Here is an 18,645-nt window from a genome sequence, read left to right as displayed (position 1 = left end):
CCCACCCGTTCTGGGCAAACGTTGTGGCAAGGAGCAACGCAATCCGTTTGCCCATTCTGCCAGTATATCCCGTGCCGTTCGCTTCGGGCGCTGCCTTTTTACACAAGTTGCTAATGTTTTCTTTCCGCTTTTTGGTTCTGTCTGTGGCGTCGTTGCTTGGGGCATTTCTGCTGCTTGCCTCTGGTGAATATGCCACTGCGCGGCCTAGCCGCCGCACCCGCGACATCGCGTACCTCGCCACCACTGCACCCGAGTTCGATGCCGAGCGCCACCGGCTCGATGTGTACGCTCCGCGCAAGTCGGCGGTGCCCCGTCCGGTGATCGTATTTATTCACGGCGGCAGCTGGAACAGCGGCGACAAAAACACGTATTCTTTCATTGGACGACGCTTAGCCAAGCAAGGCGTGGTAGCAGTGATCATCAATTATCGGCTGGCCCCAACTGTTGAAGTGCCGGCCATGGCCACCGACTGCGCCCACGCGGTGCAATGGACGCAGCAGCACATCGGCGAATACGGCGGTGACCCAAGCCGCTTGTTTGTGATGGGCCATTCGGCAGGTGCCGGCTTGGCGGCATTGCTGGCTACTGACAATGAGCTATTTGCCAAGCTGGGGCTGGCAACAAACCCCGTCCGCGGTGCCATTCTCGACGACCCAGCGGGTCTGAACATGTACACGTATCTTCAGAAAATGGAATACCCCGGCGACGCACAATACCTCGTCCCCTTCGGCCACAACCAGCAGGTATGGCGCTCGGTATCACCGTATTATCATCTGACTGCCAGTAGCCCACCGTTTCTGATGTTCGTGGGCGGCGACACGTATCCGTCTATTAAAAACAGCAGCGCCGAGTTCCGCAAACGCCTACAAGAGTTGGGGTTTCAACCGGACTTCACAGTGCTACCCGGTAAAAAACACATTCCGATGGTGTTGCAGTTGTATTGGCAGAACAATGTGATCTATAGGCAATTACTGCCTTTTGTCGGGGCTGCCAGCCAGTAGAGATCAGAACAACTGGCCCTGCATCGGCGGGTTTTCCAAATCGAGCAGCCAGCGCTTGCGCGCCAAGCCACCGGCATACCCCGTAAGCTGGCCGTTGGCGCCTACCACCCGATGGCAAGGCAGGACAATCGTCAGCGGATTCTGGCCGTTGGCCGCCCCCACCGCCCGCACAGCCGCCGAATTGCCCAGCAGTTTGGCCACGTCCAGATAAGATGCCGTGTGCCCATACCCAATGCCTGGCAGCGCAGCCCACACGCGGCGCTGAAAATCAGTGCCTTGCATGAGGTTGTAAGTCAGCTGAAAGTCGCGCAGTTCACGTCCGAAGTAGGCCCGCAACTGGCGGGCCGCCTCCCGCAAGCACGTGGGTAAGTCACGGTCGGGCGTGACAGCAGCATGGCCTTCTTCCCGAAACAGCACCGCCGACAAGCCTGCTTCGGAGCCCCGCAGTTCCAGCAACCCAACCGGCGAAGACAGAAATGCAGTAGCGAGCGAAGTCATAGTGAAGCTATTTAGTAATTCGCTAGGACGTCCTGAGCAACTTTTGAGTTTATGAATCTGGCATACTATAAGTGATTGATAATCAATCACTTATAGTATGCCAGATTCGTTGCTGCCTTCATAATCGGCCATGCTTTCCCACAGGCGGGCAAATTCGCTGGCGTAGCGTTGCACAATGGCAGAGTCGTCGGTGATGAGCAGGTTTTCCTGGTTGACGGCGGCGGCCGAGCGCGTCCAGTTGTAGCTGCCCGTCAGGATGGTGCGGTTGTCGGCTACTGCAAATTTGTGGTGCATGTGGTTGTCGGTCCGGTCAATGCGCACCGTAATCCCGGCCGCCTGTAATTGCTGCACATCGGAGCCGCAGTCGTGCAGCTTATCATTGTCGGTGAGCAGGCGCAGGGCCACACCACGACGGTGTGCGCTGCGCAGCGCGTCGGTGATGCGGTCGTCGGAAATGGTAAACACGCACACATCTAGCCGGTGCGCCGCCTGTCCAATAAACCGTTGAATAGCTTCCACACACGCCGTGCCGGGACTGAAATAGACTTCAGAATGAGCAGGTTGCGGTGGACTCGAAGGCAAAAGCAGCGCACTGGCTGCCTCCAGCCATTCGATCACGGCTTTGTCCTGAAACGTATTGAAGCGGTCGCGGGCCAGCCGAAATACTTGGTGCCGCAGCTCCGCCGGATCGGTGCCTTGCTGGCCGTGCGCCGCCAACCGCTGCCGAAGATCTTGGGCTTCGGCAGCGGTAAGGGTGCTGTCGGCAAAAGCCTGCTGAAACCGACGAAGAAGATCGTCGGCAAGGGAAACGGCCGGAAGCTTGCTCATGCGACCTAAGATACGGAAAGCGGACGCTTCGACGGCCGGTCGCGGCGAGTGGCCGCCTCCAAAGCCGCCGCCATTTGCTGTTGCCCCAGCAGCAAGGCCTCGGCGTAGGGCTGATGCAGCACGCGGTGGGGCGGTCCGTCGGGCCGCAACTCAGCGTCCCACAGGCCCGAACGATGCCAGTTATCCAGAAAATCCCAGTCGGGACGGTCGATGATGGGGTAGAGGCACACGCCTTGCAACGGCACGCCTTGCTGCACCGCCGCCGCGCATTCTTGCACCACGTAATTGAGCCACTTGGGCCGGTCGACGCCGGGGTGGCTGGTTTCCGACAACACAATGGGGCTGCTGTAGCGCTGGTGCGCCATCAAAAGCAATTGGCGCAAGGGCTTCCATTGCGGATGAGCGGGCTGATCGGCCCACCCAATACGCTCGTAGGGGTCGAGCATCCACTGGTTGTCGTAATAGAAGTTAAAGCCCAGAATATCAATGTATTCCAACTTGCCACCAAGCTCAGGGCAAAGCCGTCCGGCCAAGATATCGATCGACTGAAACTGGTGGTCGGTGTACTCGGCCATGCGCTGCCGGGTAGTGCGGCTGGCACCGGGCCGGGCCGCGATGTGGATGAGCGGCTCGGTGGTCATGATGCGAATGCTAGGATCAGTTTCGCGCAACGCGGCCACCCCTTCGATGTAGGCACGCATCAGGCCGTACTTCACTTCCCAGCCTTGGCCCACGCAGTACGGCGAGGTGCCGCGCACGTCGCCCCCGAGCCACGACATAAAGCTGACTTCGTTGATGGGCGTCACAATTAGCACATCGTCAGGCCGTTGCGAGCGGTAAAAATCGACGAAAGCCCGGCACAATGCGCCAAAGCGACGGGCAAACATGGGGTGCAGCGGCGTCAGGTCGTCGGGGTAGCCAAAGTGGCACAGGTCCCAAACTTGCTGAACGCCAAGGGCTTGCCCGGCGTCAAGTAGGGTTTGTACGGTACTCCAGTCGTACTGATACGGCTGCTTTTCTACTTGGCTCCAGCGAATGCCTTCGCGTACCGTACGGATGTGAAACTGGTTGAGGCGCTGGTAGTCTTCGTGTAACAGTTGCAGGTGGCCGGTAAGCGTCAGAAAATCAACGCGATTGCCAAAAGCATTTAGTTGGTCGGTGCATTCAAAACCGGCCATCCAGAACGAATGAAAAGGGCTTTGATGCGTAGTCAGATTTGCCATAGGGAAATAACATTTGGGAGGCCCAACAACTACCCCACGGTTGTAGCTCCGGCGCGCTCCTTTTGTGATAAGGCCTTGGCCTCTATGAAGATACGTTTAAACTCGGGGTAACGGGCCCGGATGGCATCCTGTAAGTCGTCGACGGCTTTTTCCACCTCCTGCGCCGAAAGGTTGCGGCGGAACTGCACATCGAGGGCGAGCACGACGTCTTTCGGGCCCAAATAGGAAGTAAGCGGGGGGCGAACTTGCTCTACAGCGGGCTGCGCATGCGCAATCGCCTGCAGGGCATTGAGCGTTTCTTCGTCCACACCTTCCCCAATCAACAAGGCTTTTGTCTTGTAAATCAGAAAGATAGCTACTGCTACCAACAATACGCCGATGCAGATGGAAGCGCCACCGTCGAAGTAAGGGTTGTTGAGTAAGTGCCCAAAAAACACGCCGGCCAGCGCAATGACCAAGCCCAGGAGAGCGGCCAGATCTTCCATCAGGATAGCAAATACCGAAGGATCTTTGCTGCGGCCCAAGGTTTCCCAGAAGCCCGCGTCGCCGCGGTCTTGGTTGAAGGCCTTGAACGCCAGAAAACACGAAATGCCTTCAAACACCATTGACAGGCCCAGTACTACGTAATTCCAGGTGGGATCGGTGATGGGAGCGGGGTGACGTAAGTGTTCGATGCCTTCGTAAAAGGACATGCCGCCGCCCACCGAAAACACCAGAATGGCCACTATCAACGACCAGAAATACAACTCTTTGCTGCGGCCGAAGGGGTGGCGCGTGTCGGCGGGTTTTTCGCTTTGGTTGACACCCAATAGGATCAGCAAGCCGTTTCCGCTGTCGACCAACGAGTGAATGCCTTCGGAAAGCATTGCCGAACTGCCCGTAATGAACGCTGCCACAAATTTGGAAATTGCGATTGCCACATTGGCTCCGATGGCCCCGTAAATGGCAAGTTTTGATGAGTGTTCTCCAGCCATAACTTCTTTGATCCAACGTTTCCGTACGCAGCCACGCGGCCAGGGGTTGGAACTGCCGAGCTTTTGCCGTCCTTTCGCTGGGTTTCTCGATCGAACAATTGCGGGGCAGGCGCGCTTTAAGCACCTCAGCCCGACTAGGTCGGGAGTTTTGTTCTTTTGCCTTTCTGCTGCGTTACCTTTCCTCGCCTATGACCGACCTCAACGCCTCGTCACACCCAACCTTACGCCGCAACCTGGGCCTGGTGCAGGCCACGGCCCTCAACATGATCGACATGGTGGGCATTGGGCCCTTCGTGACCCTACCGTTGGTGATGGGATTTATGGGGCCTTATTTTCTGCTGGCGTGGCTGGTAGGCGCCGGCCTTTCCATCGTCGACGGCCTGATCTGGTCGGAGTTGGGGGCGGCATATCCCGAAGCCGGTGGCAGCTACCGCTTTCTGAAGCTGGCCTACGGTGAGCATAAATGGGGGCGGCTGATGTCGTTTCTGTATGTGTGGCAAACGCTGGTGCAGGCGCCGCTGGTGGTGGCCTCCGGGGCCATTGGCTTTGCCCAATACTTCGGCTACCTCGTGCCGCTTACCCAATGGTGGCAGCCCAAGCTGGTTTCGGGGGTGGTGGTGCTGTCGCTGATTGCGCTGCTTTACCGCCGCATCGAGGCCATCGGGCGCCTAGGGGTGATGCTGTGGCTGGGGGTGCTGGGCCTGATGGGCTGGCTGATTGTGGGCGGCGTCACCCATGCAACGCAACCGGTGGCGTGGCTGCCGGCGGGCGGCTTTTCGGCGCTACCCGGCGTGTTGCTCTCCGCTGCGATGGGGCAAGCGGCAGTCAAAACCATCTACAGTTATCTGGGCTACTATAATGTGTGTCACTTGGGGGCAGAAGTACGTGATCCTCAAAGGCTTATACCGCGTAGTATTTTGCTGAGCATTCTGGGGATAATGACCTTGTATCTGTTGCTCAATTGGAGCGTGGGCAGCGTCATTCCGTGGCAGGAAGCCATGCACTCAAAGTTTATCGTCAGCACGTTTGTGGAGCGGCTTTATGGCGCTACCGCGGCCAAAGTGGCCACCGGCTTGGTACTGTGGGTAGCGTTTGCCTCTCTGTTTGCGGTGTTGCTGGGGTATTCGCGCATCCCGTATGCCGCGGCCGCCGACGGCGAGTTTCTGCCGATTTTTGCTAAAGTGCACCCCACCAAGCAGTTCCCGCACGTGTCGTTGCTGATCTTGGGCGGCATTGGCTTTGTCTTCAGCCTGCTGTTCAAGCTCTCGGAGGTGATCAGCGCCATCTTAGCTATGCGCATTTTAGTCCAGTTTGTGGGCCAAGCAGTCGGGCTGCTATTGCTGCGGCGCCGACTAGGAGCAGCCCAATTACCCTTCCGAATGCCGCTCTACCCGGCGCCGGTGCTCATTGCCATCACCGTCTGGCTTCTGATTTTCTGGAGTACGGGCTTGCAATTTATGGCATCGGGGCTCGTGGTGATTGCCTTCGGGGTGCTGGCTTTTCTTTTGTGGAGCCGTAGCCGGCGCCAGTGGCCGTTTTAGGGCTCTTGGCAATAATAATTATAAAATTCCAAGTGTTATTTTGTTCTTTTGCCAGACTATGCCGTGGTTTTACCCTGTCCCGCGCACCTGCAATTGTAACGTGAATGATTAACGCTTTTGATCGCGAGATCTTACTCTTTCTTAACCGCTTTGTAGAACCCCTCGGAGAATTTAACAAAACCCTAGACTTTATCATGTACTGCAAACCTCTGAAGGGCGGGGTGCTGATGGTGTTGGTCTGGTGGTTGTGGTTTCGCCGGACTGAAGTGAGCAAGGTGCGGGTGCGTCAGGTATTGTTGGCCACGTTGGTGGGCAGCCTGCTGGCCATGTTCTCTACGCGCGTACTTGTCAATGTAATGCCCGAGCGCCAGCGGCCCATCTACAATACGGAGTTGAATATGAAAATTCATCCGTCTTTATATAATCCTGGTTTTAAAGATGTTACCTCTTTCCCCAGCGATCATGCCACCCTTTTCCTGGCCTTGAGCACTGGGTTTTTCTTCTTATCGCGACGGCTGGGGTTTGCGGTGCTCGCTTACGTACTGATTGTGATTTGCCTGCCGCGCATGTATTTCGGGCTGCACTATCCCAGCGATATTGTAGTAGGCGGGCTCATTGGGGCCTCTGCCGTTACGATTGCAAATCTGGCGTGGGTGCGGCGCCACCTTTTTCAGCCCTTGTTGCAGTGGAGCGAGCCCCGCCCCGAGTTTCTTTACTCAGTTTTATTCCTTCTGACTTACCAGATTACGGATATGTTCGAAAGTACTCGCTCTATCCTGAGCTTCTTGTTTCATCGGCACTGAGCACATCCTGCTGCCCGGCCCTCCTTTTAGCAGCCGATTTTCGCCATTTAAATGGACGAAGATCGGCTGTTTTGCATTGAGCGTCAAGGTTATAGAACTCTGATCAAGAAGTAGTTAGTTTGGAGCGCTGCACATTAGTTTTATGCAAAAGGATAGAGACTTCCGTAACCATATCGAGTATTAAATTAATGTTAATTGCTTGTGTAAAAATGTGAATATAATTGTATAGATTTGGTCTTTTACAATACAACATGCGCTTATCTCCATGGTTAATGCCTTTGACCGCGAAATCATTCTGGGGGTGAACCGGCTGGTAAATCAGTCGAAGCACCTTGATGAATTTATAAATTTCCTTAGCTACTCCGATTTGGTCAAGGGCGGTGTGCTTATGGCCTTGGTGTGGTGGGTATGGTTCCAGTGCAAAGACGCTGCTGCGGGCTGCGCGCCTGCGCAGCGCGTACTATTAGCTACCTTGACGGGGTGCCTGCTGGGTATGGCCGTCACGCGTACCATCACGCACGTAGCGCCCTACCGCGACCGGCCTTTGCACGTGGCCGAACTGCACCTGAAAACGGTACGCGGTGAGATTCCTGCCGACTCCAACGACACCAATTCCTTTCCCAGCGACCACGCCACGCTGTTTTGGGCGCTGGCAACGGGTTTTTTCTTCATTTCCCGTCGCTTGGGCTGGGCAGTCGCGGCCTATGTGCTACTGTTCATTAGCTTTCCTCGCCTGTACCTAGGCGTGCACTTTCCCTCTGATTTGCTGGTGGGCGGCCTAATTGGGGTGGTGGCTGTGTGGATCACCAACCGTCCTTGGCTGCACGAACACGTATTTGCGCGCGTGCTGGTATGGGGCGAGCGTTACCCAAGCCCGTTTTACATGGGTTTGTTCCTGTTTACCTACCAAGTGGGGGCCATGTTTAACGACGTACGCGTGCTGCTACATGCCGTGTTTGGTACCCATTAGTTTTTCTTTTCTGATCCGCGACGCACTTGCCTATGCTACCACTTTTTACGTTTGATAGAGTTATTCTGGAATCGGTTAACACATTGGTTCACAAATCATTAAAGTTTGATTCTTTTGTAGCCTTCCTAAGCGGCAGTCATCTGCTGAAGGGAGGCGTGCTAGCTTTCTTTATGTGGTGGCTATGGTTTCGGCCTCAGCCGGATGTTGCCCGCACCCGCAACGTGATCGTGGCGCTGCTGGTCGGCTGTCTGCTGTCGATGGCCGTTACGAAGGTGTTGATTCGGGTGTTTCCGGGCCGCCCGCGCCCCATGGACAACACCGAGATGCATCTGGTCACCCCCTACACCGTCGACAGAAAAACCACTTCTAACGACGCCAGTTCCTTCCCGAGCGACCACGCGACCATGTTTTTTGCGCTGGTGGCAGGCTTCTGGGCGATTTCGCGGCGCTACGGGCTGCTGGCACTGCTTTATGTGCTGGTAGTGGTGTGCTTGCCGCGCCTGTTTATGTCGCTGCATTACCCTTCCGATATGTTGGCGGGCGGTGTAGTCGGCTTCGGAGTGACCAGCCTGGTAATTTGGCTGACCCTGCACAAGCACCTGCTCGACCCGCTCCTGCGCTGGGGACAACGTTATCCGGGGCCGTTTTACGCCGGTATTTTCCTGCTTACCTACCAGCTCGGCGAAACATTCGATGGAATAAAAAGTATTCTGTCATACGTTCTTCACGGAAATTAAAAATAGGTAATTGCTTGATAATTAGATTGCTACAAAAAAAGCCCCACCTGCTACAGCAACTGTAGCAGATGGGGCTTTTTGTAACCTGTTTCTTAGCCGCGCCGCAATACCTGTGCGGCTTCCTTCGCGAAATAGGTTAGGATGGCGTCGGCGCCGGCGCGCTTGATGCTCATGAGTACCTCCATCATCGTGCGTTCGCCGTCGACCCAACCGTTGAGGGCAGCGGCTTTCACCATTGCATACTCCCCCGATACGTTGTAGGCCGTCACGGGTAAGGTGGTGTTATCGCGCACTTCTCGAATGATATCCAAATAGCTTAGGGCAGGTTTAATCATCACCATATCAGCACCTTCTGCTTCGTCGAGGCGTAGCTCACGCAGGGCTTCGCGGCGGTTGGCGGGGTTCATCTGGTAGGTTTTCTTGTCGCCTTTCTTGGGGGCCGAACCCAGCGCATCGCGGAAAGGACCATAGAATGCCGAGGCGTATTTGGCCGTGTAACTCATGATGCTCACATGCGAAAACGCGTTGCGGTCGAGCACATCACGAATCCAGGCGACGCGGCCGTCCATCATGTCGGATGGCGCAATTACGTCGGCGCCGGCGCGGGCCTGCGCCAGGGCCATTTGGCCCAGCACTTCCAGCGACGCATCGTTCAGAATTTCACCACTTTCTGCATCCACTACGCCGTCGTGGCCGTCGGAGCTATAGGGATCCATGGCCACATCGGTCATGAGCACCACTTCCGGAAAGTGACGCTTGATCTCCGAGACCGTGCGCAAATACAAGCCGTCGGGGTTGGCGCTTTCGCGGGCCAGCCGATCTTTTAATTCGTCGTTGATTTGGGGAAATGGTGCAAAAGACTTGATCCCCAGCTCTACGCAGGCTCCCACTTCGTCAATGATGCGGTCGAGCGAGTAGCGGAAAATGCCCGGCATCGACTTCACTTCTACCAGTTGATTCTGGCCTTCGGTGACAAAAATGGGGTAAATAAAATCGTGCACGGTGAGGTTCGTTTCCTGCACCATGTTGCGAATAACTTCAGACTTACGATTGCGCCGGGGGCGATGGGTTGGAATAATGGACATCAGCTATCTCAAAAATGGACCGGAAAGAACAACGGAGGCAAAGATAAAGTTGCGGCCCTGCCAAGGTTGGATTCCGACCAGCAAGCCGCCGGAATCACGGAGTCAGTGAGGTTAGAGGTTGAAAATTTCCTGAAATATTTCCTGCCACGCGTGCGAACCGCCAAACGCAAGACCCAGAAAGTAATACCCCAGCCCCACAATCAGCACCCCCACGACCAACCCGGCCCAGCCGCCGAGCAACAACCCGAGTACAATTCCGGCGGCCGTCAGTCCCAAACCTAGCAGCAGGTGAAGCTTCTCGTGTTTGGCAGCGCTAGCAGCACTGTGGTGCTCTGTAGCCGCGGAGTATTTGCGGGGAAGACTAGGAGCGGTGATGGAATTAAGCGCGAATCTTTTTTGCGAAACGCGAGTTGGCAAATTTCTGACTATTAATGTTTTATGTCTTGATCTGGTTGCATGGTTTCTGGTAGTAAGGTGAGGCTTAGCGGCCGCCGCCTCTGGCAAGGCCGGCGGCGCACGTTTTAGAGCTATCGGTACGTGGGCCACCGCGCCCGCTTGCGGAAGCGGCTGCCGGAAAAAGAAGGCTGATTTTTCGCTTCGGCAGCCAGTCAGCAGTAGCACCAGTAGTGTTCCGCATAAGCGCCAGTATAGCAAGCTCATAGACTGAAATTCAAAAAAGAAGCGGACCGCCCAATCTTGGGGAATCCGCTTCTTATAAAGCTTAAAAAGAGAGGTTAGAACTCCAAGATGGTTTGCTCGATGATGTCGCACGCCTCGTGCAATTGCTCTTCGGTGATGACCAGCGGCGGGGCAAACCGAATGATGTCGCCGTGGGTGGGCTTGGCCAATACCCCGCGTTCCATCAGGGTCACGCATACGTCCCAAGCCGTCCGCCCATCATCCGAAGGCCTGATAACCACGGCGTTGAGCAAGCCTTTGCCGCGTACTAGGTCTACGGTTTCGGGACATTTTTCCTGCACCCGGCGCATTCGTTCGCGGAATACTTCGCCGAGGATACGGGCATTTTCGGCCAAATGCTCTTCCTGCAACACATCGAGCGCAGCGCGCATTACGGCGCAAGCCAGCGGGTTGCCGCCGAAAGTAGAGCCGTGCTGACCAGGCTGAATGGTCAGCATCACTTCGTCGCGGGCTAGCACTGCCGACACCGGCATCACGCCACCCGACAGCGCTTTGCCCAATACCAAAATATCGGCGTGAACGCCCTCATAACAAGACGCCAGCAGCTGCCCCGTCCGCCCAAGGCCCGTCTGGATTTCATCGACGATGAGCAACACTTTATGCGCCTTGCAAAGTGCCTGTGCTTTAGCTAGATACCCTTCCGAAGGCACCACCACGCCTGCTTCCCCCTGAATGGGCTCGACCAAGAAGGCACAGACGTGCGGGTCGAGCAAGGCTTCTTCCAATGCTTTTAAATCGTCGTAAGGAACTACTTGGTAACCAGGCGAATATGGCCCGAAGCCGCCGGTGCTGTCGGGGTCGGTGCTGAACGAAATAATGCCCGTGGTCCGGCCGTGAAAATTGTGCTCGGCGACCACAATGCGCGCTTGGTTTGGCGCAATCCCTTTCTCCTGATATCCCCATTTGCGGGCCAGCTTAAGCGCTGTTTCCACCGCTTCGGCCCCGGAGTTCATCAGCAGAGCTTTGTCGTAATTGAATAACTCACACAAATATTTTTCGGCCTTTCCCAGTTGGTCATTAAAGAAAGCCCGTGAAGTAAGCGTGAGTCGCTGCGCCTGCTCAGTCATGGCAGCGATTATGCGCGGATGGCAATGCCCCTGATTAACAGCCGAATAGGCCGAGAGAAAATCAAAATAATGCTTGCCTTCCACGTCCCATACGTGTACACCCTCGCCGCGGCTTAGCACCACCGGCAAGGGGTGGTAATTGTGAGCGCCGTAGCGCTCTTCTAGTGCCATCAGCTCTTGGCTGCGGCGGGCGGTGGCAGAGGTAGTTTCCATATGCGGCGGGTGGATTAAGGGGAAAAGACGGAGGGTACGGCCAGATTCAAAACTACGTAAAAAGGCTGGGAAGCAGTTACAAACACACGTTACGAATGAGCGCGCCGAGCACGGAAAATCTTACGGAATAAGTTTTGAATAATTCATTGATTATTAACGCTTTATATTTTTAACTTTCAGCAGTTTCGTTAGTGCAAGAGGGAAAGATCTTATCTTCGCCGCCGATGGAAACCTTGCACCACGAACAAGCACCTAAGGCCGTTGGGCCTTATGCTCAGGCTATTGTCGCCGGCAATCTGGTCTTTTGCTCCGGCCAAACCCCGCTGAATCCGGCAACAATGCAGATTGAAGCCACCACAATCGAAGACCAGACTAGGCAAGTGTTGCATAACCTCGGTATTGTATTGTCTGTCAAAGGTTTATCGCTGCAGAATGTAGTGAAGACTACGGTTTTCCTGAAGAATTTCGCCGATTTCGCCCGGATGAATGCGGTGTATGCTGACGTGTTTGGCACTCATCGCCCTGCCCGGACTACCGTGGAAGTATCGCGGTTGCCACTCGATGCCTTGGTAGAGATTGAATGTATTGCCGCGTTGCAGGGTTGAGGGCAACATGAGTGCTGATACTCCCCAAACACTCCGTCCCGGCGATTATTACTTTACCCCCGAAGGCCTGATGGTGTTCACTGAGCAATACCATCGGCGGCGTGGCTCGTGCTGCAAAAATGCCTGCCGCCATTGCCCGTGGGGTTTCGGTAGTAAGAAGAAAACTGCATCACAAGGCTTGAAAACAAGCTAATGCGCTATTTTTCAAGCGCCCGGTTTGTTACTACCGAACTTATGCCGATATTTGCGTCCCTTTTTCTAGCACTGAAACCCATAAGTCCCTCGATATCATGGCACGAGTTTGTGATCTGACCGGCAAGCGTACCCGCGTAGGCAACAACGTTTCGCACGCCAACAACAAAACCAAGCGTAAATTCTACCCCAACTTGCAGAAGAAGCGCTTCTACATTCCGGAGGAAGATGCTTGGGTAACGCTGAAAGTGGCTGCCTCCACGATCCGCACTATCAATAAGAACGGCATCATGTCGGTGCTGAAGAAAGCCAAAGAGCAAGGCTTCATCGTTTACTAGAGCAACCTGAGTTCAGGAACAGGCGATTGGCAAACGGTTAAGCTTCATTTGTTGCTCGTTGGTTTGCCGGCGCTGTAGTCTAAGTACATTAGGTGGCATCTTGATTCGATGCTAGTGCTTAGCATCTACTTGCAGGTTTCCCTACTTCTGACTTGAATAGCAGAGAGCGCGCCCCATTATCGCAAGAAACGGGGCGCGCTCTCTGCGTGTTGTTTATTGAGTAGAGATCAATTACTGCTTAAAGGGTTGTCGGCACCGAGGTGTCTGTCAATCTCAGTAAGCAACCCGTTGTCAATGCGGTAACTTATTAACCAGCACTGCTCTAAATTGAGGAAGCAGGCAGAATGCCAAGCAACGTTTACAACACTTTCTGCAACTGAGTGTTTGGCATTTTCGAAAACCCTCGTACCTTTGCAGTCCTTAATCCAAAAACCCAAGTCGAGATGGCTAAGAAAGGAAACCGGGTGCAGGTAATCCTCGAGTGCACTGAGCACAAGAACTCGGGTCAGCCGGGCACCTCGCGCTACATTACCACCAAGAATCGCAAAAATACTCCTGAGCGCATTGAGTTGAAAAAATACAACTCTGTTCTCAAGAAAATGACCGTCCACAAGGAAATCAAGTAATTGAGAGATGGCTAAGAAAGTAGTAGCAACCCTGAAAACAACAGGCGGTAAAGACTGGGCTAAGGTCATCCGCGCTGTCAAGTCTGAAAAAACCGGTGCTTATACCTTCCGTGAGGAAATGGTGCCAGTTGACAAAGTGCAAGATTACCTGGCCACCGGCGTCAAGTAATTTCGGCCTTTCGTGGCAACCCAAACGAAGTGAAGAAGTCCCGCCAGCGTGGGACTTTTTTGCGTTGATAGGGCAAGCTTACCGTCCGTCGTTGAACAAGAACTGCTTAGGCTTCTGAATCTGGTTGGCTTCAACGATTACCGTTCAATGGCGGGTGGGAATAAGCCCCACCCCTATATCCTTACCCACCATGGGACTTTTCGATTTCTTCAAGAAGGACAAAGAGAGCAAAGAGCAGCAGGAGTCGTTGGACAAGGGTCTGGAAAAGACCAAAACCAGCTTTTTCGATCAACTCAGCAAAGCGGTAGTCGGTAAGTCAAAGGTCGACGAAGAAGTACTCGACGACTTGGAAAGTCTGCTTGTGCATGCCGATGTGGGCATTGACACGACCGTAAAAGTCATCGACCGCATTGAGAAGCGTGTAGCCCGCGACAAATACGTGGGCACCGGTGATCTTGACCGCATTCTGCGCGAGGAAATTGCGGCGCTTCTGGAAGAAAATAATACGGGCAGCGCCATTCTCGACCGTCCCGACAACGGCGAGTACACCGGACCCTTTGTGGTGATGGTAGTGGGCGTAAACGGGGTTGGCAAAACGACAACTATCGGCAAGTTGGCGCATCGCTTCCATTCGGCTGGTAAAAAAGTAGTATTGGGCGCGGCTGATACGTTCCGCGCGGCGGCCGTCGATCAGCTTATTGTTTGGGGGCAGCGCGTGGGCGTGCAGGTTATTTCGCACGGCATGAACACCGACCCTGCTTCGGTAGCTTATGATGCTGTGAAACGAGGCGTGGAAATGCAAGCTGACGTAGTAATTATCGATACGGCCGGCCGCCTGCATAACAAGGTGAACTTGATGAACGAGCTGACCAAGATCAAGCGCGTGATGCAGAAGGTAATCCCGGATGCGCCGCACGAGGTACTTTTGGTGCTCGACGGCAGCACCGGCCAAAATGCATTCCTGCAGGCCAAAGAATTTACCAAAGCCACCGAAGTATCGGCACTGGCCATTACCAAGCTCGACGGTACAGCCAAGGGCGGCGTGGTAATCGGCATTTCCGATCAATTTAACATTCCGGTGCGCTACATCGGGGTGGGAGAGAAGATGACCGACTTGCAGTTATTTGATCGGCATACTTACGTTAACTCGCTCTTTTCGAAGTAGATCTACGTTTTACTTCGCCTGGTAGCGTTGCTTGAACTTTACCGGCGGCGATTGCCGTTCAACGATTCGCGAGCTACAACCTCGCGGCACAATACAGTATGAAAGTCAGAAACCAGCAGGCCAACAAAGTCAACGTCATTACGCTCGGGTGCTCCAAAAACGTGGTTGACTCCGAAGTGCTGATGGGCCAGCTCAAAGCCAATAACTTCGACGTAACGCACGAAGCCGAGAAGTCCGATGCAAACATCGTCATCATCAATACCTGCGGCTTCATCGACAACGCCAAGCAGGAGAGCATTGATACCATCCTGCGCTATGCCGACGAGAAGGAAGCAGGCAAGTTAAACAAGCTTTATGTAACCGGTTGTCTATCACAGCGTTATAAAGACGACTTGGAGGCAGAGATTCCGCAGGTTGATGCGTATTTCGGAACGCTTGAGTTGCCACAGCTGCTCAAGACGCTCGAAGCCGACTACATGCACGAGCTGGTTGGCGAGCGCATCCTGACTACGCCAAAGCATTTCGCTTATTTCAAAATTGCGGAGGGTTGCAACCGGCCCTGCTCCTTTTGCGCCATTCCGCTGATGCGCGGCAAGCACATCGACCGGCCAATTGAGGACCTTGTGAAAGAAGCCAAGCGTCTGGCATCGATGGGTACGAAAGAGCTGATTCTGATTGCGCAAGACCTGACATATTACGGTTTGCAACACTACGGCGAGCGCAAGTTGGCCGATCTGCTCCGCAACTTGTCGGATGTGAATGGCATCGACTGGATTCGACTGCAATATGCCTATCCGTCGCAGTTTCCATTGGAAGCCTTGGACGTGATGGCTGAGCGCTCGAATATCTGCAACTACTTGGACATGCCGTTGCAGCATATTTCGGATAACATGCTGAAAACCATGCGCCGCGGCATCACGAAGCGCCGCACGGTAGAGTTGGTTGATACCATCCGGCAACGTGTGCCCGACATTGCGTTGCGCACTACGCTCATCGCGGGACACCCCGGCGAAACGCAGCAGGATTTCGAAGACCTATACGAATTTGTCGAGCAGACGCGCTTTGATCGCTTGGGCATTTTCACGTATTCGCACGAAGAAAATACGCATTCGTATTCACTAGCCGACGACGTGCCCGCCGAAGTGAAGCAAGACCGCGCCGACCAGATCATGGAGTTGCAACAAGGCATTTCGTTGGAACTCAACGAGCAGAAAATCGGCAACGTGTACAAAGTGCTTTTCGACCGCAAGGAAAGCGGGTACTTCGTGGGCCGTACCGAGTTCGATTCGCCTGAAGTGGATAACGAAGTGCTGGTACCTGCCACCCCCGATACGTTCGTCCGGCTCGGCGACTTCGCTACCGTGCAGATCAACGACGCTTCCGACTTCGACTTGTACGGCAAGCTAGTGCAATAGCCCACTTGTGTCTTACCAAATACGCTTTTAACAGCAGCGGCGGCCCCAGTAGGCCGCCGCTGCTGTTAAAAGCGTTTTACAACCATTGATAAGTACTTGATTGTCAATTAATTATATTATTCATCTTGTTATGGTCGCTCTATTTAAGGCAGCGCCGTAAAAACTTGTACCGAACCTGCGGGTTGTGCTGAGAACCTGCGCGTGCGCAGGTTTGGGCGCAGGTCGGCTTTTTTGTGAACTTGCGCCCGCAAATCCCACAGACTTATCATGCCCCTGCATACGCTTTCTTACGCTGCCACCGGCGCGTTTTCCCCGCTGCTAACCGATTATTTGGCTCAAAAACCAGCTGTAAAGCAGTTTTATCATCGCTTTCCGGTGCTAGAAGAGTTTGGGGCTCAGATAGAAGAGAAACGGGCGGCTTACTCGCCCGAAGCCCGGCAACGGCTAGTAAAGTCGCTTCAAACGCAGTATGCTCGGCTGGGCGATGTGCGTCCGGAAGTACGTGCCAACCTGGATCTGCTGGCCAAAGACACCACCTTTACTGTCGTCACGGGGCACCAGCTTAATCTTTTTACCGGACCTCTGTACTTCTTGTATAAGGTGGTGACTACCATTAAGTTGTGTAGGCAGTTGAAAGAAGCTTACCCGCAATACGATTTTGTGCCGGTGTATTGGATGGCAACCGAAGACCACGATTTTGCCGAGATCAACCACTTCAATCTTTTTGGAAAGCGTTACGAATGGCAGTCGGCGCAAGTAGGTGGGCCGGTAGGCCGGCTTGCGCTCGATGGCTTGGTTGATCAGGTGCTGGATCAGCTGCCCGCCGAGGTGCCTGCATCTTTTCAGGCTGCTTACCGCGAATCAGGTACGCTGGCTGAAGCCATGCAACGCCTTGTGTATGAGTTGTTTGGTGAATATGGATTAGTGAGCCTAGATGCCGACGACCCGGATTTAAAGCAGGCCTTGGTGCCGGTGCTGGAGCGCGAAATCACGGAGCAGGTTTCCAACCGGGCCGTGCAGGCCGCCAGTGAGCAGCTTGCCGCCGCGGGCTACAAGCCACAAGTATACTCTCGGCCGCTCAACCTGTTTTTCCTAACGGACGACGGTCGCCGCGAGCGCCTTGAGTTTGATGCGGAACTGGATTGCGTACAAGTCCGGATTCGGAATACCAGCCGCTGCCATAGCCAACAAGAGTTGTTGGAGCTAGCGCGCCAGCATCCCGAATATTTTAGCCCAAATGTAGTCTTAAGGCCTCTGTATCAAGAGCTTCTGCTGCCAAACCTGTGTTACGTTGGGGGTGGTGCTGAAGTAGCGTATTGGTTTCAGTTCAAAAAAGTATTCGACGAGTTTCAGGTGCCGTTTCCTATCCTGTTGCCGCGCAATTCGGCCTTATACTTGGGCAAAGCGAACGCAGGCAAACTACGCAAGTTGGGGGTGACACCAACCGAGGTTTTCAAGCCGTTGCCGGAGCTTAAGAAACAAGTAGGCGCCTTGCTGGGGCAGGAAGAAGTGAGCTTGTCGGAACAGCAAAAAGCTCTGGCCGAGACATTTAAGCAAATAACAGAGCTAGCTCAGCGCCTCGACCCGACCTTGGTAAAAACCGTCGCTGCCGAAGCCCAAAAAACAGCCGGCAGCTTAGCCGGCCTAGAAAAGCGTCTGAGCAAAGCTGCCGAATCGAAACACGAAACAGCGTATTCGCAACTGACGGCACTGAAGGACAAGCTCTTCCCCGGCGGCGAGCTCCAGGAGCGCGTCGATAACATGCTGTCGATTTTGATTAATAACCCGCAGTTTATCAAACAGTTGCTCGAGGCTTTCGATCCGCTGGCGTTGGACTTTGTAATTGTAGAAGAAGAGTAAGCGAGCCGCCGCACCCCAGCTTCCTATGGTAAAAGCTGAACTTCGACGCCAAATGCTGGCCCGTCGCCGGGCGCTGGCTGAGTCCGAGCTGGAAGACCGCAGCAATCGGCTAAGCGAGCACTTATTCCGGGAGTTTGCAATAACCAAGTGGCGGTGGTTGCACGTATTTCTGCCGGCCGTCGGCCAACATGAGCCCGATACCTGGAAGATTATCTCTCGGATCTGGGCTGAGCAGCTACGTTTGCAAATTGCGGTACCCGTTGTGCAACCGGATGGCAAAACCCTGCGCCATTACCATCTCACCCCCACGGCGCAACTGGCCGAGAGCCACTGGCATATTCCTGAGCCTCAGGGGGCTACTGAAGTGGCTCCTGCAGCCTTCGATGCAGTATTGGTGCCGCTTTTAGCCTTTGACAAAGCAGGGCATCGGGTGGGCTACGGCAAAGGCTTCTACGACCGATTTTTGCAGGAATGCCGGCCGGACGCGCTGCGAATTGGGCTGAGCTTGGAGCCGCCTGTGGAGCGCATCAGTGATGCTTGGGAAGGCGACATGCCGCTACACGCTTGCCTGACACCAGAGCAAGTGTATTGGTTTGAAGAGTAATAGAGTCGCTGGTAAAAAATCGGGTACCGAGA

General features: G+C 54.5%; 21 protein-coding genes. 14 read left to right on the top strand and 7 right to left on the bottom strand.

Annotated elements, in window-relative coordinates; translation table 11 throughout:
• The first annotated feature begins 113 nt into the window (after positions 1-113).
• A complete protein-coding gene (locus H9I52_RS16325) occupies positions 114-1,001 on the top strand; it encodes an alpha/beta hydrolase (protein ID WP_187454712.1) in 888 nt (295 codons plus the stop codon).
• A 3-nt stretch (positions 1,002-1,004) separates the two neighbouring features.
• Here the strand turns inward: H9I52_RS16325 and H9I52_RS16320 are convergent, their stop codons facing one another.
• The 4 genes from H9I52_RS16320 to H9I52_RS16305 form a co-directional block, all read right to left on the bottom strand.
• A complete protein-coding gene (locus H9I52_RS16320; RefSeq protein ID WP_187454711.1) occupies positions 1,005-1,499 on the bottom strand; it encodes a methylated-DNA--[protein]-cysteine S-methyltransferase in 495 nt (164 codons plus the stop codon).
• Positions 1,500-1,589: 90 nt separating this feature from the next.
• Positions 1,590-2,327: a phospholipase D-like domain-containing protein gene (locus H9I52_RS16315; protein ID WP_187454710.1), complete on the bottom strand. Its 738-nt coding sequence runs from the start codon at positions 2,325-2,327 to the stop codon at positions 1,590-1,592.
• Positions 2,328-2,332: 5 nt separating this feature from the next.
• Positions 2,333-3,550, bottom strand: coding sequence for an amine oxidase (locus tag H9I52_RS16310; protein WP_187454709.1), 1,218 nt, complete (start codon positions 3,548-3,550; stop codon positions 2,333-2,335).
• A 29-nt stretch (positions 3,551-3,579) separates the two neighbouring features.
• Entirely contained in the window at positions 3,580-4,524 is a 945-nt protein-coding gene (locus H9I52_RS16305; protein WP_187454708.1) for a cation diffusion facilitator family transporter, read from the bottom strand.
• A gap of 188 nt (positions 4,525-4,712) precedes the next feature.
• Between H9I52_RS16305 and H9I52_RS16300 the strand changes: the two genes are divergently transcribed.
• The 4 genes from H9I52_RS16300 (at position 4,713) to H9I52_RS16285 (ending at position 8,575) form a co-directional block, all read left to right on the top strand.
• A complete protein-coding gene (locus H9I52_RS16300; RefSeq protein WP_187454707.1) occupies positions 4,713-6,065 on the top strand; it encodes an APC family permease in 1,353 nt (450 codons plus the stop codon).
• 194 nt (positions 6,066-6,259) lie between these two features.
• Positions 6,260-6,868 carry a phosphatase PAP2 family protein gene (locus tag H9I52_RS16295; protein WP_222940523.1) on the top strand — a complete coding sequence of 203 codons (609 nt, stop codon included), beginning with the start codon at positions 6,260-6,262 and terminating at the stop codon, positions 6,866-6,868.
• A 265-nt stretch (positions 6,869-7,133) separates the two neighbouring features.
• Positions 7,134-7,838, top strand: coding sequence for a phosphatase PAP2 family protein (locus H9I52_RS16290; protein ID WP_139515556.1), 705 nt, complete (start codon positions 7,134-7,136; stop codon positions 7,836-7,838).
• A 155-nt stretch (positions 7,839-7,993) separates the two neighbouring features.
• Positions 7,994-8,575: a phosphatase PAP2 family protein gene (locus H9I52_RS16285; RefSeq protein WP_222940522.1), complete on the top strand. Its 582-nt coding sequence runs from the start codon at positions 7,994-7,996 to the stop codon at positions 8,573-8,575.
• A gap of 92 nt (positions 8,576-8,667) precedes the next feature.
• Here H9I52_RS16285 and hemB read toward each other — a convergent pair whose 3' ends face one another.
• From hemB to rocD, 3 genes are all read right to left on the bottom strand, one after another.
• On the bottom strand, positions 8,668-9,660 hold the full coding sequence (gene hemB / locus H9I52_RS16280) for a porphobilinogen synthase (protein ID WP_187454704.1): 993 nt from the start codon (positions 9,658-9,660) through the stop codon (positions 8,668-8,670).
• A 111-nt stretch (positions 9,661-9,771) separates the two neighbouring features.
• Complete coding sequence (locus tag H9I52_RS22870; RefSeq protein ID WP_222940521.1) at positions 9,772-9,936, bottom strand: hypothetical protein; 165 nt, start codon at positions 9,934-9,936, stop codon at positions 9,772-9,774.
• Positions 9,937-10,394: 458 nt separating this feature from the next.
• Positions 10,395-11,639 (bottom strand): ornithine--oxo-acid transaminase, encoded by a 1,245-nt coding sequence (gene rocD / locus H9I52_RS16270; RefSeq protein WP_187454702.1) that lies wholly within the window; start codon positions 11,637-11,639, stop codon positions 10,395-10,397.
• Between the two features lie 224 nt (positions 11,640-11,863).
• On the opposite strand from rocD, the gene H9I52_RS16265 reads away from it, so the two are divergent.
• The 9 genes from H9I52_RS16265 (at position 11,864) to H9I52_RS16225 (ending at position 18,613) form a co-directional block, all read left to right on the top strand.
• Entirely contained in the window at positions 11,864-12,244 is a 381-nt protein-coding gene (locus tag H9I52_RS16265; protein WP_187454701.1) for a RidA family protein, read from the top strand.
• Positions 12,245-12,251: 7 nt separating this feature from the next.
• Positions 12,252-12,437, top strand: coding sequence for a DUF5522 domain-containing protein (locus tag H9I52_RS16260; RefSeq protein WP_187454700.1), 186 nt, complete (start codon positions 12,252-12,254; stop codon positions 12,435-12,437).
• Between the two features lie 97 nt (positions 12,438-12,534).
• Positions 12,535-12,774 carry a 50S ribosomal protein L28 gene (gene rpmB, locus H9I52_RS16255; protein ID WP_045689230.1) on the top strand — a complete coding sequence of 80 codons (240 nt, stop codon included), beginning with the start codon at positions 12,535-12,537 and terminating at the stop codon, positions 12,772-12,774.
• A gap of 443 nt (positions 12,775-13,217) precedes the next feature.
• Positions 13,218-13,400 (top strand): 50S ribosomal protein L33, encoded by a 183-nt coding sequence (gene rpmG, locus H9I52_RS16250; protein WP_059068866.1) that lies wholly within the window; start codon positions 13,218-13,220, stop codon positions 13,398-13,400.
• A gap of 7 nt (positions 13,401-13,407) precedes the next feature.
• On the top strand, positions 13,408-13,569 hold the full coding sequence (locus H9I52_RS16245) for a DUF4295 domain-containing protein (RefSeq protein ID WP_139515563.1): 162 nt from the start codon (positions 13,408-13,410) through the stop codon (positions 13,567-13,569).
• A 190-nt stretch (positions 13,570-13,759) separates the two neighbouring features.
• The gene (ftsY, locus tag H9I52_RS16240) at positions 13,760-14,734 is read left to right on the top strand and encodes a signal recognition particle-docking protein FtsY (protein ID WP_139515564.1); all 975 of its coding nucleotides are present in this window, start codon (positions 13,760-13,762) and stop codon (positions 14,732-14,734) included.
• Positions 14,735-14,832: 98 nt separating this feature from the next.
• Positions 14,833-16,149 carry a 30S ribosomal protein S12 methylthiotransferase RimO gene (gene rimO / locus H9I52_RS16235; RefSeq protein ID WP_187454699.1) on the top strand — a complete coding sequence of 439 codons (1,317 nt, stop codon included), beginning with the start codon at positions 14,833-14,835 and terminating at the stop codon, positions 16,147-16,149.
• Between the two features lie 267 nt (positions 16,150-16,416).
• Positions 16,417-18,009 (top strand): bacillithiol biosynthesis cysteine-adding enzyme BshC, encoded by a 1,593-nt coding sequence (gene bshC, locus H9I52_RS16230; RefSeq protein WP_187454698.1) that lies wholly within the window; start codon positions 16,417-16,419, stop codon positions 18,007-18,009.
• A 25-nt stretch (positions 18,010-18,034) separates the two neighbouring features.
• Entirely contained in the window at positions 18,035-18,613 is a 579-nt protein-coding gene (locus H9I52_RS16225) for a 5-formyltetrahydrofolate cyclo-ligase (protein WP_187454697.1), read from the top strand.
• Positions 18,614-18,645: the final 32 nt, after the last annotated feature.

Origin of the sequence: Hymenobacter sp. BT491, assembly GCF_014349165.1 — a bacterium.
Taxonomy (GTDB): Bacteria; Bacteroidota; Bacteroidia; order Cytophagales; family Hymenobacteraceae; genus Hymenobacter; species Hymenobacter jejuensis.
The sequence above is the reverse complement of the archived record's forward strand: the minus strand, read 5'-3'. Positions and strand labels throughout refer to the sequence as shown.

What these genes read in the sequence shown, in the direction of transcription:
- rocD (WP_187454702.1), bottom strand. Translation starts at nt 11,639, where the DNA reads ATGGAAACTACCTCTGCCACCGCCCGCCGCAGCCAAGAGCTGATGGCA.
- H9I52_RS16245 (WP_139515563.1), top strand. Translation starts at nt 13,408, where the DNA reads ATGGCTAAGAAAGTAGTAGCAACCCTGAAAACAACAGGCGGTAAAGAC.
- H9I52_RS16225 (WP_187454697.1), top strand. Translation starts at nt 18,035, where the DNA reads ATGGTAAAAGCTGAACTTCGACGCCAAATGCTGGCCCGTCGCCGGGCG.
- H9I52_RS16325 (WP_187454712.1), top strand. Translation starts at nt 114, where the DNA reads ATGTTTTCTTTCCGCTTTTTGGTTCTGTCTGTGGCGTCGTTGCTTGGG.
- H9I52_RS16305 (WP_187454708.1), bottom strand. Translation starts at nt 4,524, where the DNA reads ATGGCTGGAGAACACTCATCAAAACTTGCCATTTACGGGGCCATCGGA.
- hemB (WP_187454704.1), bottom strand. Translation starts at nt 9,660, where the DNA reads ATGTCCATTATTCCAACCCATCGCCCCCGGCGCAATCGTAAGTCTGAA.
- H9I52_RS16310 (WP_187454709.1), bottom strand. Translation starts at nt 3,550, where the DNA reads ATGGCAAATCTGACTACGCATCAAAGCCCTTTTCATTCGTTCTGGATG.
- H9I52_RS16320 (WP_187454711.1), bottom strand. Translation starts at nt 1,499, where the DNA reads ATGACTTCGCTCGCTACTGCATTTCTGTCTTCGCCGGTTGGGTTGCTG.
- H9I52_RS16300 (WP_187454707.1), top strand. Translation starts at nt 4,713, where the DNA reads ATGACCGACCTCAACGCCTCGTCACACCCAACCTTACGCCGCAACCTG.
- H9I52_RS16260 (WP_187454700.1), top strand. Translation starts at nt 12,252, where the DNA reads ATGAGTGCTGATACTCCCCAAACACTCCGTCCCGGCGATTATTACTTT.
- rpmG (WP_059068866.1), top strand. Translation starts at nt 13,218, where the DNA reads ATGGCTAAGAAAGGAAACCGGGTGCAGGTAATCCTCGAGTGCACTGAG.
- rpmB (WP_045689230.1), top strand. Translation starts at nt 12,535, where the DNA reads ATGGCACGAGTTTGTGATCTGACCGGCAAGCGTACCCGCGTAGGCAAC.
- H9I52_RS16295 (WP_222940523.1), top strand. Translation starts at nt 6,260, where the DNA reads ATGTACTGCAAACCTCTGAAGGGCGGGGTGCTGATGGTGTTGGTCTGG.
- rimO (WP_187454699.1), top strand. Translation starts at nt 14,833, where the DNA reads ATGAAAGTCAGAAACCAGCAGGCCAACAAAGTCAACGTCATTACGCTC.
- H9I52_RS16315 (WP_187454710.1), bottom strand. Translation starts at nt 2,327, where the DNA reads ATGAGCAAGCTTCCGGCCGTTTCCCTTGCCGACGATCTTCTTCGTCGG.
- ftsY (WP_139515564.1), top strand. Translation starts at nt 13,760, where the DNA reads ATGGGACTTTTCGATTTCTTCAAGAAGGACAAAGAGAGCAAAGAGCAG.
- bshC (WP_187454698.1), top strand. Translation starts at nt 16,417, where the DNA reads ATGCCCCTGCATACGCTTTCTTACGCTGCCACCGGCGCGTTTTCCCCG.
- H9I52_RS16265 (WP_187454701.1), top strand. Translation starts at nt 11,864, where the DNA reads ATGGAAACCTTGCACCACGAACAAGCACCTAAGGCCGTTGGGCCTTAT.
- H9I52_RS16290 (WP_139515556.1), top strand. Translation starts at nt 7,134, where the DNA reads ATGGTTAATGCCTTTGACCGCGAAATCATTCTGGGGGTGAACCGGCTG.